At 49.0% G+C, this 12,628-nt stretch carries 8 protein-coding genes; 4 read left to right on the forward strand and 4 right to left on the reverse strand.

Annotated features, from left to right (window positions below):
• Positions 1-54 precede the first annotated feature (54 nt).
• From hpsC to QUB39_RS16030, 4 genes are all read right to left on the reverse strand, one after another.
• A complete protein-coding gene (hpsC, locus tag QUB39_RS16015; RefSeq protein WP_333055996.1) occupies positions 55-1,137 on the reverse strand; it encodes a hormogonium polysaccharide secretion pseudopilin HpsC in 1,083 nt (360 codons plus the stop codon).
• Between the two features lie 66 nt (positions 1,138-1,203).
• Positions 1,204-1,806, reverse strand: a complete 603-nt coding sequence (locus QUB39_RS16020) for a prepilin-type N-terminal cleavage/methylation domain-containing protein (protein WP_333245976.1) — start codon at positions 1,804-1,806, stop codon at positions 1,204-1,206.
• 40 nt (positions 1,807-1,846) lie between these two features.
• Positions 1,847-6,928 (reverse strand): hormogonium polysaccharide biosynthesis protein HpsA, encoded by a 5,082-nt coding sequence (gene hpsA, locus QUB39_RS16025; RefSeq protein WP_333485094.1) that lies wholly within the window; start codon positions 6,926-6,928, stop codon positions 1,847-1,849.
• Positions 6,929-7,541: 613 nt separating this feature from the next.
• On the reverse strand, positions 7,542-7,691 hold the full coding sequence (locus tag QUB39_RS16030; protein WP_333485095.1) for a hypothetical protein: 150 nt from the start codon (positions 7,689-7,691) through the stop codon (positions 7,542-7,544).
• 167 nt (positions 7,692-7,858) lie between these two features.
• On the opposite strand from QUB39_RS16030, the gene QUB39_RS16035 reads away from it, so the two are divergent.
• The 4 genes from QUB39_RS16035 to QUB39_RS16050 all read left to right on the forward strand — a co-directional run bounded on the left by QUB39_RS16035 (position 7,859) and on the right by QUB39_RS16050 (position 12,510).
• On the forward strand, positions 7,859-8,623 hold the full coding sequence (locus QUB39_RS16035; protein ID WP_333485096.1) for a sulfotransferase domain-containing protein: 765 nt from the start codon (positions 7,859-7,861) through the stop codon (positions 8,621-8,623).
• A 270-nt stretch (positions 8,624-8,893) separates the two neighbouring features.
• Positions 8,894-9,049 (forward strand): hypothetical protein, encoded by a 156-nt coding sequence (locus QUB39_RS16040; protein ID WP_333210588.1) that lies wholly within the window; start codon positions 8,894-8,896, stop codon positions 9,047-9,049.
• 270 nt (positions 9,050-9,319) lie between these two features.
• On the forward strand, positions 9,320-9,475 hold the full coding sequence (locus QUB39_RS16045) for a hypothetical protein (protein ID WP_333210588.1): 156 nt from the start codon (positions 9,320-9,322) through the stop codon (positions 9,473-9,475).
• Between the two features lie 296 nt (positions 9,476-9,771).
• On the forward strand, positions 9,772-12,510 hold the full coding sequence (locus tag QUB39_RS16050) for a DEAD/DEAH box helicase (RefSeq protein WP_333485097.1): 2,739 nt from the start codon (positions 9,772-9,774) through the stop codon (positions 12,508-12,510).
• Positions 12,511-12,628: the final 118 nt, after the last annotated feature.

Consider the following 12,628-nt stretch of genomic DNA (forward strand, 5'->3'; position numbering starts at 1 on the left):
TCTCCTATTGTTTATCGGCGGGCGGCGATTCAGAAATGTGTTTCAGCCAATCAGTTACTTTCCTAACCCACTTAGACCTTTTACTTGCACGCTCGATCTTGGAAAAAATGCCGACTTAGTTGTTTTGAACTCAGCATCGTTGGCTTGAAGGCGGCGCAGGCTGTTTCCTCTAATCGTAACTCTAGCTATGTTTTTAGCTGTATCTACACAAGCGTAGAAACTGTTAGTTGGATTGGGACTTAAAGAATCTGTTATTTTTAGACTCTTTTCTGGGATTGGGGATGTTGTAGTTCCAATTTTGATTGTAGGATCACCAAGAGCCGTTGTACATTCAGTGGCTGGTAATTCCGTCTCGGTATTGCTACTGTGGTCGATGTAATTAACGAGTACCTCTGGGGGTTCTGGGAAATTAGCACCTCCTGTAGTCACATTTTTATCTGGCTGAGAAATGTCAAAAGCTGGTATATTACCCGTGGGAGTACCATTGTAAGCTGGACTTTTTTCTTGCGATTTTTCTACTTGGCTTGGAGCAGTAAAATAAACACCTGAATTGGTGTCTTTCAATCCGTCGTTAATTTGATACCTAGCGATACGGGTAGGACAAGAACCTCCTGAAGGTTGACACCAAATAGGATTATTATCTTTGATCTGGTAGTAGGCAACTAATGATAGTACATAAGTGTCGTTACAGTCTCCGACTTTACCCGGTTGAGCCTCTGGATCGCAATTTATTGGTAGAGGAGTATCGGCATTAACTGGCACAGAGTCCTTGAGAAGTTGTCGTTTCCAAAATACAAGAATAGGAGTTCTATCGGGTTGATTTGGGATGAAATTTCCCGCTTGGAGCGCAGGAATGCCAGCAGCAGAATTATCGTAAATATGAATAGCTTGACTCAAATCTTGGGCGATGAAATCAACGGCGGCCTGAAGGTCTTGCTCGGTGTTTGACTTGACTTGTTCCCTTCTATCGGTATTCAGCATATCCACTACAAAACCGAGCATCGGCGTAATGATTAAAAACGCCATAATTGCTCCGACTAATAGCTCGACGAGAGTCATGCCCTTGTCTGTTTGATCTGGCCCGGAGCGGTTTTTCTGGTGCTGACTTTTGAGAAGCCACCTGAGTAAAGTTTTCATTTAGACTGTTTCCTTTGTCAAATGGGGGAGCGATTTTAAATTCGAGCGCGCCGCGGACTTTGTTGATTAGTTGCAACCACCGGTACGATCGCACAACGATCGATATGCAGACGAATTTCCTGTTGTAGTAGGTGGAATTTCTGTCTGCATTACCACCAAAGGCAATTTAGGGTTGCCTAGTCCTGAATTAGCAACTGATTGTTGTTTTCCTTGTTCTTGGGTTATCAAAGAGCCGAAGGGGGCATCGGCTCTGTAAACCCGGACTTTTAAGAAATAGCCTGTGTCTGTCGGCTTGGCCCCTAGAGAACGAATACCCTGAACGTAAAAGTCTTTGTCGCTGCCACAGACCTCGCTCGTTTGCTCTGACTTAAAACAGTACAAATTAGTTTTGTCTGCGGGAGCAGGAGGAATTATGGAATTGGAAGGGTCATATGTCTGAGTTGGACTCGCGATCGCCCCCGATCTGAGAGTGTCGATGTAAGTTCTCGCCGCCTGCGTGGCCAGTTCCACCCGCCGCGCTTGTACGCGAGTTGCGACTGAGAAGGCCATCACGGGGGCGATCGCGATCATCAGTACCGAAACTACAATCATCGCTACCAATGACTCGATAATCGTGTAGCCACCATCTCGTGACTGGGATAAATTTTGGTGTGGTTTTTGCTTAGTCATAAGTAGGACTCCAGTAGTTGCGCGACGGAAAGTTAGAGGGTTAAGTGGAGCATTTAGCTCGATCGGCAGTTGTGAGGCTTTCGGTGGCGTTTTTGTCGGCGTTGGAGCCGCCTGGAGCCACCTTAGAACACATCAAAGTTTTGATCCACTCGTCATCGCGAGGTACTTCCCGGAAATACTCGTCCGGGGTTCGTTGTGAGGGAGGAGTTGTGAACTTTTGGGTAAACAAATCCGGTGGCTGAGATAGCAGGCCCACGTCATAGCCCCAGTTACGGGTGGGCGGGCTGAAGTATGGAAGCTGATTACCTGATATGTTGTATTCAATTATTTTTGTTGGCTGGTCAACACCAGGAATAGCAGTAGCCTGTGCAGTAGGATTAGACGATTGGGCGAACAAAGTTTTTAGGCTATTGGGCGATGACAGATAGTCCTTCGGCAGAGTTGGTATATAAGGTGCGGTATTAAAGGCGCTACGGTTTAGCTGGATGAAAGACCCTTGGATGTTAGTAGAAGTAGCAGGATTTCCTATGTTCCAGAGTTCCAAGAATCGGGGCAAGTTTTGCAAGCCGCCGTTAAAGTCACCCGACGACGTAGTACCTAGCCTCCTTGAGGGAGTGTCGCCCGCTCCCACCACCATATTGAATGTAGTCTCTACAGCCCGGGTTATCCACCCTGTTGAGTCTGCAGCGGCACTACCTCGCGGGGCACCTGGGTTGGCTGCTGTTGCACTCATGAACTGCGGGACTGGCATCAATAGCGGCTGCGACCCACTGTAGCTGTAGCCTGTTGTCGGTACTGTTACTGCTGGTAAGGATGCAAGAGCTGTGCTTGATGCGGCGAGGGTTGGTAGAGGTACTCTACTGCCGTCTGAATTGCCAGCAGTGGTGTTGCTGGTGTTGATTGGATAGGGAATATTGGTAGCATCGTAAGCGACATTAGTCCCATTCTTGGCTGCAAACCACAGAGAGTTAGTTTTTGCAACGCCCGCACCTGCTGCGATAGTTCCTCCACTAATACCCAAGGGCTTTGGATCAGTCAGGTTTGTCAGATCGAAAGGTGCTATACTCTTTCTCTCAAAAGCTACGCGGCGGGGGAAGCGCTGCAATTCTTGTACTGGGGGAATTGCAGTTGTTCCCGCTGGATAAGCAGCGGCTGTGTATGGACCAACTTTTGCCTTACCTGCTGCTGTGGGTGGGTCTGTGGCCAATGTTGGATCGACGTACCAATCATCATCCTTACAGGCAGAAACTGGCAGTTTTGTACAAACTTCCATTACGTACTCTGGGAAGTTCCCGCGGCGCTGTACCGGCGTGACAAAGTTGTTGAAGTAGGAACTCCATAGTGGCTGGGGATTTGTAGCCACGTAGTTAGCGTCTGTCAGAACTATCGGATTTGTTGCTGGCCTTAAATTGCCATTAGCTAAAAACGCTCCGCTGGAAAGTCCGTTAGTAACAAAGTTGTTGTTGAAAAATCCTTGCTGTCTGCGGGGCAGTACAGCAGCAGCGCCCGCATTGTTTCTGAGGTCAAAATCTCCCTCGTTGCGGAAGCCAAAACGGTAATTTTTGGACAGCAGGGTGATTGCATCTGCCAGTACGTTTGCAGGGCGCCATTCGTCGCCGATCGTACATTGACCACTCAGCCTGGGGTCGTTTGGGCGACACGCAAAGTTTTTATTGAGGTCGTTTTTTGCGCGATTGTAAAACTTCTCCCAATCAGCAGTAGTTTTAAATTCTGCTTGGGAGGGAGCTTTAAATTCTTGTTGGGTGTGAAGGTTGAAATTTCCTTTAACATAAGCGGGCAAATTCGATGCCAAAGTCAGCCCTTTTTCCAGAACTACATTGGCCACAGTGGGAGGGAGGCTGGGAACTCTGGCGAGTTTTTCACCATTAATCAGCAGAATTCCGTTAGGCTTGCGAGTGGGGTCTAGTAGGAAGTCAGTGGGGCTCTTTCTTGCACTCTCATCTTTATCTATGCCGGTGCCTCCTGCGGTGCGATCGCTCCGATCAGGCAGCGCGTCATCTCGGCTGGCATAGATAATCCCGCTGTATGGCAGTAAAGGCTCTCCAGCAATTGAGTTGCTTCGCAATAGATTGAGGTCTATCTGAGTGGCGCGAATTTCTAAAGGTTGCCGTTCTTCTATGGGCTGGTTGTAATTGCCTGTTAGTTTTGCTGCGCCTGTACCCAGTGGACTGCTGAGCGTAAAGGCTTCGTTAACGATGGTATTGAGGTCATCGCGATCGATCGCCTTGATTTCTCTAGCGTTCAAAAATGCCACTTCTTGAATTGCCCCGGCAGGAATATCAGGACTGAATGGTAAGGGGGTGGTGGCTATAATCCCTAAAGCGCACATTGTAGAATCGATCGCTGCTTTGTCGGCCAGAGTGCGATCGGCTGGTTCTTTCAGCAGCGCGTTTCTCAAAGGCTCGTTGGCAAACCTACCGTCAGGAAACACGTAATTTGCTTGCGTTTGTAAATCATTGGGGGTGGCGCCGACTAATAAGCCGTTTGCATCTGGAGTTAATTTTGCATCTTGTGTTCGATCGACCGGCGGGCCGTAGACTATCCCATTATTTGAGCCAATTTGAGCCCCCCTCGTCCCTAATTCGGGTGGGTTTAGGGTTGCGTTCTGACCGCTTACATCATCGGGAAGTCCAGCTAAATTTCTGGCTGTGGAAGCGTTGCTGGGGTCGTAATAGCTGCTGACACAGGCAAATGGCCGAACGCTAGTGAGATCGGGCTTGTTTGGTGCTACAGGTGGAACGTAGCCGCCGTCTTTTTTGTAGTGATAAACCGCTGTCGCCCGCATCCGTAAATCGCCCTTGGCATACTGAGGAGTCTTCGGATCGATCGATCCTGCGGCGACGGTTGGCAGATTTGTTGACCAGGCGGGCAGCCACGGAGTCCACTTTATCGGATCATAAGCGCCGGGAAGACTATTGTTATACACTTGAGAGCCTGCTCCCAGAGGTGACATCGGCATGGAGTCCGGCCACACAACGGGGTATTTCTCAGTACCGGTGGTAGTTGGGTCGTCGTAAGCATCAGTTGTGCCATTTCCCAATAAATTACCAGTTGAATCTATCCAAGTGGGTGGTGGCAGAAAAGAATTGATGCGCTCGTAAACTCCTGCACTGGTGATCACCCGCAGGCCGCCAACGCCATCCAGGGGATTTTTAGGTTTTTCCGCTGCTGCTCCTTCCCAGAAACCACCGCGGTCTGTCGCTCCTACGTCTGCCAGCTTTGTCACCTGGGGCGTTCTCGTGCGGGGAATGCCACTGGTGTCGGTAGGATTCCACTTGCCGGGAACTTCTTCTGGCGCGCTGGTAAATTCATTGTCATCGGTCTTCCATCTTTTCGCTGGTAAGTTGTTACCCGCAATCACCCGATCGCCCAGCAATTTTTCTTCAGTTAGCGGTGAGCCATCTTCAGTTGGTGGTGTTGTTTCTAACTTATGAGCTGCTAGTTGGGGCAAGACTTCGATACGGGTTGTACCATCATCCGGCTCGATCCATGTCGGCAAAGCAGGTCGCAGTTGGTCTTGCGCTCCTGCAATCGGCGGGTCTGGTGTTGTTGTCGGCGGGTTTGCTGTTTCCGCAAAGGGAACTTTGCGGAGCATCTGTTTAAAATATTCTTCCAGCGCTTGGCTCCGGGTTTGCGTGTCTGGTTTATTTCGCACGGAAAATGGGTCTCCCGGCTGGGGGTTAGGTTCTCGCTCATTGTTGGGGGCTAACGGTGGCCCCATCTGTGCATTCACTAGCGAAGAGAGGCGATCGGAATAGGCTTTATTGTCGTAAAGTACATCCAAGCTGCTATCGGCGGTAGTGGATTCAGAATCGTCGTTGCTAATAGTTTTTGCCGCCGTCAGCATGGCGGCGTTTCTGCCATTACCTGTAGGTAGTGATGAGGCTTGTTGGAAAAGATGCACGCTTACTGGATTAATTCCGGCGGTATTGCCTGCCCAGCCATTAACTACATTGCCTCCCACAACAATTTTGCTATTTTCTTGTTCGTAAAAACAAGAATCCGGGCTGCTAACTTGATACAGTCGTGTCCTATCTCCCCCATTTAAGTTGGTCACTAACAAATTACTGTTTGTGAATATCCGCCCGTTTAGATTGAACAGAGGCCCTGGCGATATATCCAAGTCGTCTTCATATACAACGGCATTGTTTGCGAGGGGAATGCGGAGTTGGTCTTGTTGGTATTCCAGAGCGGCTGTGCTGGCAGATCCGTTGAAAGCTTGATAATTCCCTACCAAGCCATTATCTATATCTTTCTGTGTAATCGGTACATTAACTGTCTCAACAAAAAAACTTTTTTTAAGTGGGCCGTCTATTCTGTACCAGCCCGAGTCGCCTACCAAAGTAGCGACAGTACCTCCACCCTGCACGCATTCCGGGTTGAGACTTTTGGCCGATGTCGGTGGCGTTCTTGCCTCCAACGACCTTCTGGCCCTTGTGAAGTTGCCTAAAGTTGGTTCTACATCACTGCGCTTCGGACTGCGGAAGAATATGCCGTAAATAGTAAAAGTGTCAAATTTGCCATCACCGTTAGTATCTACGGGATATCTCCACGCAGTATTGATCGACTCATTTTCTGTTTTGCCGTCAGCAAGAATAGGAGGTTGGTTAGCGTCACTCGCGGGATTGACGCCGCCACCGTCGAGGTCTGCTTTAAGTATCAGTCGCTCCTCGTCCCCAAAGCTATAAAGATCCGTCGCAGCTTTGTCAGCATTTGCCATTCTCAAGTACAATTCTCGATCGGATGGAGTACCCGTCGGTCTTTGCGGGTCTTCCCAAAGCATGAAATTTATTTTCGCCTTTGCCCGATCGAGCGCGGGAGTCGCCGCCGCCAGCACCTGCTGGTTCACGCGCACGTTACGCGCCGTATTAGCCCGATCGAACGATCGTAGCGTAATCGCCACAGTCAACAAAATCACTACCAGCAACACCATCGTCACCGTCGGCAGCACAAACCCCGCCACCGGCAGTCTCGCCCTCCGGCCCATAGCCATCAGGGTTTGCAGCATTGCTCTCATCAGCCGCTTAGCCCCGGATCTGGTAACACCAGCAATCCGCCGCAGCAGGGATACGATAATTTTGGATAATTTGCTCTTAAACATTGACGCCTTCCTGAATAATTTCAGAGATGGTATTGCTGGTAGTTACTGCTCGACAGTACAATCCCATCTTTATTGTTCCCATTTTCCACAACCTGCATATCAGCCTCTTGCACAAATTTAAATTTGTACCTTGGCTGAAAAATAAAACCCACAAACCCGCAACCAAAATCGCCGCCGATAATAATATATTTCCGCGAAAGATTTGCCCCGCAGGGATTAGATATTCCTAACTCCACTCTAATCTAGTTAAATTGAAATGTCAGGGGTCAATCGATTTTAGATTTTAGATTTTAGATTTTAGATTGACTTGCGCGAGATAAATGCTCTTTCTTGAGGATTTTCGATTTTCGATTTTCGATTGACTTGCGCGAGATAAATGCGGGGGCTTGATACCACCTTTGAAATTCGTGGTCAGACTCAGAGTGAATGCGATCGCCCAAAAACAGCGATCGCGATCGTATCCGATGTATTTCCCAGCCCTTGTCTGGCAGGCTTTGTTGATGTGTTCGCCTTGCTAGCGCTTTTCAACCACCGGAATCTACAATCACGATCAGCCCATCGAATCGTTATGCCTGTCAGCGCCATCAAATCTAAATTGGGCGATCGAATTGCCCTAATGCCCCCAAGTGCGATCGAATTGCCCTAATGCCCCCAAGTGCGATCGAATTGCCCTAATGCCCCCAAGTGCGATCGAATTTTCGTCTTGCGCCCCAGCCCGCCGGGGGTTAAAAACCCCCGTCTCATAGCTAAAGTCCTCTTGCATAGGACTAATCAAATATTAAGATATTAGATATATAAATACATCTTCAGTCCTTTTCAAAGGACTTGCGCTATGAGACGGGGGTTAAAACCCCCGGCGGACAATCGGTACAAATGCCAAATCCGAAACACTGTCAGTACAAGCGCCAAATAAACCTACCATCCCCACCCATGAAACAACCCCCCAAACCCCCCGACTTCATCATCATCGGCGCCCAAAAAGGCGGCACAACATCCCTGTACAACTACCTAATCCAACATCCCCAAATCCTCCCCGCCGCCCAAAAAGAAATCCATTACTTCGACTTCAACTTCGACAAAAGCCCCGACTGGTACTACGCCCAATTTCCCCAGCCCCAAACAAGCGAAAATCTACTAACCGGAGAAGCCAGCCCCTACTATATCTGTCACCCCCAAGTTCCCCAGCGAATTTATGATTTATGTCCCAAAGTTAAAATAATCGCCCTGCTGAGAAACCCAGTAGAACGCGCAATCTCCCACTATTATTACTATATCAAAATAGGCTACGAATCCCTATCATTAGAAAGTGCGATCGCCGCCGAACCCGAAAGACTCAAAGGCGAAATAGAAAAACTCCAAACCAACCCAAACTACTACAGTTACGAACACCAACACCACAGTTATCTAACCCGCGGCATTTACGCCGATCAACTCCCAGCCTGGATAAAACTTTTTCCCAAATCACAACTTTTAATCCTCAAAAGCGAAGACTTATATACCAATCCCTTCGGCACATACAACAGCGTCTTAGAATTTCTAGACTTACCGCCGCACCAACTACAAACCTACGAAAAATACAACGCCACCCAATATCCCCCCATCAGCGACACAGTATACGACCAATTGAGAGCATACTTTCGATCGCACAACCAGAGATTAGCCCAATTGTGCGATCGAGACTTCGGCTGGGACTAATCATTTCGGGAATTGTAGGGGCGGGTTCACCCACAATAATCGTCAATAATCCACAATCTCCTAAACCCGCCCCACCCAACGGTAAATCTATCTATACGTTTGGATAATGGGAGGAAATCAAGGTTCATGTAGGTTATTAGTGGGGAGGGGGCGGGTTTATTTAGATTGTTTGTATTTGTGAGATATTGTGGGTGAACCCGCCCCTACAAATCTTTTTATCAAAAGAGCTTGACATTCATATTATTCTGTGATATCTAGTCGAATAGTATTGTGTTTAATCCACAAATCGCAGCACTTGAGCCAAGTTCACAGCCAACAGCTATTTTTATATTAAACGACACAATATACGACCAATTGAGAGCATACTTTCGATCGCACAACCAGAGATTAGCCCAATTGTGCGATCGAGACTTCGGCTGGGACTAATCATTTCGGGAATTGTAGGGGCGGGTTCACCCACAATAATCGTCAATAATCCACAATCTCCTAAACCCGCCCCACCCAACGGTAAATCTATCTATACGTTTGGATAATGGGAGGAAATCAAGGTTCATGTAGGTTATTAGTGGGGAGGGGGCGGGTTTATTTAGATTGTTTGTATTTGTGAGATATTGTGGGTGAACCCGCCCCTACAAATCTTTTTATCAAAAGAGCTTGACATTCATATTATTCTGTGATATCTAGTCGAATAGTATTGTGTTTAATCCACAAATCGCAGCACTTGAGCCAAGTTCACAGCCAACAGCTATTTTTATATTAAACGACACAATATACGACCAATTGAGAGCATATTTTCGATCGCACAATCAGAGATTAGCCCAATTGTGCGATCGAGACTTCGGCTGGGACTAATCAATATAGCGGTTCTCAAGCGTGGTGAGGTATGGGGGCGAGCCCTATGCCCACGGAACCCTATGCCCTATGAGCACCTCATGTTTTGGCAGTTGGCACAAGAAAGAAAAAATTTTTGCCTTCTTCCTTCTTCCCTCTTCCTTCTTCCCTCTTCCCTCTTCCTTCTTCCCTCTTCCTTCTTCCCTCTTCCTTCATAGCCGATTTGCGGGCGTTGATCTAAAATCAGTACAGTCCTCTGCTGACTTGCTTTTAGCAAGATTTCAGCATACTTACCCTGAAACCTGATAATAATCCTTGTGCCAGACACTGCCCAGAACCGCCCAGAGCTGGATCTGAAGACCATATTTCCCTTCGAGCTAGATAACTTTCAGAGAGAGGCGATCGCCGCCCTCGATGCAGGTAAATCCGTTGTCGTGTGCGCTCCCACAGGCTCTGGGAAAACGTTAATCGGCGAATACGCCATCCATCAAGCACTCGACAGAGGGCGGCGCGTCTTCTACACCACACCCCTCAAAGCACTCTCTAACCAAAAGCTGCGCGACTTCCGCAGTCAATTTGGAGACAACAACGTAGGTTTGCTCACCGGCGACATCTCCGTCAATCGAGATGCGCCGATTTTGGTGATGACTACCGAAATATTTCGGAATATGCTCTACGGTACGCCGATCGGAGAAGTCGGCACTTCCCTCACCGGAGTCGAAACCGTCGTGCTCGACGAGTGTCACTACATGAACGATCGCCAGCGCGGTACCGTCTGGGAAGAATCCATCATCTACTGTTCGAGCGAAATTCAACTGCTGGCCCTCTCAGCAACCGTTGCCAATAGCGAGCAACTCACAGACTGGATTAACAAAGTCCACGGGCCCACAGAGCTCGTCTACTCAGACTTTCGGCCAGTACCCCTGCAATTCCACTTCGCCAACCAAAAAGGGATATTTCCGCTGCTAGACGAGACCGGCAAAAGAGCGAATGTCCGGTTAGTCCCCAAAAAGAAGGGGCAAAAAGTAGAAAGAGGCAGCATTCCCACTCCGAGTTTGACCGATGTTTTGGCCCGGTTGGACGATCGAGATATGCTACCAGCAATTTACTTCATCTTCAGCCGTCGCGGGTGCGACCAAGCAGTCGCAGAAGTCGGCAACTTCTCCCTAGTTAACGAAGCCGAAACAGCCGAACTCAAACGCATCATTGACGATTTTTTACAGCGAAACCCAGAAGCAGAACGCTTCGGTCAAAAAGAAGCACTTTTAAAAGGCATCGCCGCCCACCACGCAGGCATTTTGCCCGCTTGGAAAGGTTTAGTAGAAGAACTCTTCGGCAGAGGTTTGATTAAAGTCGTATTTGCCACCGAAACCCTAGCAGCCGGGATAAATATGCCCGCCCGCACCACAGTCATTTCCACCCTGTCCAAGCGCACCGACAAGGGACACCGACTGCTAAACGCTTCAGAATTCCTCCAAATGGCCGGTCGGGCGGGTCGGCGGGGCATGGACAAGCAGGGGCACGTGGTCGCAGTTCAGACGCGCTTTGAAGGCGCAAAAGAAGCCTCCTATTTGGCAACAGCCAAAGCCGACCCCCTCGCCAGTCAGTTTACGCCCAGCTACGGCATGGTGCTGAATTTGCTGCAAACACACACTCTCGACGAAGCTCAAGAGTTGGTAGAGCGGAGTTTTGGTCAATACCTGTCTACCTTGTACTTGCAGCCCCAGCAATCAGAATTAGACCGACTGCAAACAGAATTAGCAGTGCTGGAACAGTCCCTAGCGGCCGGAGGAAATGTCTCCACCCTGGAAAAAAACCTCGCCCATTACGAAAAATTGCAGGGCAGACTCAAAGAAGACAAACGTTTGCTGAAAACTCTATTGCAGCAAGCTGAAGAAGCCAGATTTAAGGAAATGTCCGTAGCTGTGGCTTTTGCAGTGCTCGGCACGGTTCTGAGTCTCAAAGGCAAGCACGTTCCGACAGCCAAACGATCGCACACAACTCCTGTACCCGCCGTATTGGTTGCCAAAGTCGCAGGTTCCGGCCAAGCACCAAATTTGGTGTGCTTGGGCAAAGATAACCGCTGGTATGTCGTCGCCATTAGCGATGTCGCTACCCTGCACGCCGAATTACCCCGCTTGAGCGTTGCAGATACCTTGAACCCGCCCTCGGAAATGCCCCTGAGACTCGGCCAGTGCCGCTTGGGAACTGAAGAAACTGCTTCAATTGCTGCATCGATCCCACCATTGCCCACACCAGAACCGACCCCAGAGGCTCACGAGCAACAGCGGAAAATCGCAGCCCTAGAAGCTCAGCTAGAAATTCACCCGGTTCTAGAATGGGGCAATCCCGGTACTTTGCTCAAACGTCAGCGCCGCCGGGAAGAATTGAAAAAAGAAGTTCGCAAAAGCGAAGAAGACTTAGAAAAGCAGAGAGCTCGCTACTGGGAGGAATTTCTCAACTTAATCGACATCTTGCTGAATTTTGGCTGCTTGGAAAGAGTAGTTTCGGCAAATGTAAACCGAGATGACTCCTCCGGTAGGTTAGTACCCACAATCTTGGGTCAAGCTTGCGCCGCCATTCGCGGCGATAACGAACTGTGGCTGGGTTTGTCCCTGATGTCTGCCGAGTTTGACGAACTCGACCCCCACCACCTCGCTGCAGCTTGCGCGGCCTTAGTTACAGAAGTTTCCAGGCCCGACAGTTGGACTCACTACTCGCTGTCGCCAGAAGTTTTGGCACCTTTGGACAATCTGCAAAAAGGCTTGCGCCGCCGATTGTTTCAAGTGCAGCGCAAGCACGATTCTGCAATTCCGATTTGGCTGGAACGGGATTTAGTGACTTTGGTTGAACAGTGGGCTCTGGGTGTTGAATGGCTGGAACTGATTAGCCATACGAGTTTGGATGAAGGGGATGTGGTGCGGATTTTGCGCCGGACTTTGGATTTCTTGTCTCAGATTCCTCATGTTCCTCATGTTTCCGATTCTTTGCGGAGGAATGCTTGTCGGGCGATGCAGTTAATCGATAGATTCCCGGTGAATGAAGCTGCAAGTTAGAAAAGTGTTGACAGTTGACAGTTGACAGTTGGCTGTTGACAGTTGACAGTTGGCTGTTGACTTTTGGCTGTAAGGATCGTGGATTAAATAACTTCGTAGGTTGGGCCCGTGGAACGAA

This window comes from Microcoleus sp. AT8-B5, assembly GCF_036705565.1.
Lineage (GTDB): Bacteria > Cyanobacteriota > Cyanobacteriia > Cyanobacteriales > Microcoleaceae > Microcoleus.

Coding starts and splice junctions, on each gene's coding strand:
- hpsA (WP_333485094.1), bottom strand. CDS start 6,928: ATGTTTAAGAGCAAATTATCCAAAATTATCGTATCCCTGCTGCGGCGG.
- QUB39_RS16020 (WP_333245976.1), bottom strand. CDS start 1,806: ATGACTAAGCAAAAACCACACCAAAATTTATCCCAGTCACGAGATGGT.
- QUB39_RS16030 (WP_333485095.1), bottom strand. CDS start 7,691: ATGCAAGAGGACTTTAGCTATGAGACGGGGGTTTTTAACCCCCGGCGG.
- hpsC (WP_333055996.1), bottom strand. CDS start 1,137: ATGAAAACTTTACTCAGGTGGCTTCTCAAAAGTCAGCACCAGAAAAAC.
- QUB39_RS16035 (WP_333485096.1), top strand. CDS start 7,859: ATGAAACAACCCCCCAAACCCCCCGACTTCATCATCATCGGCGCCCAA.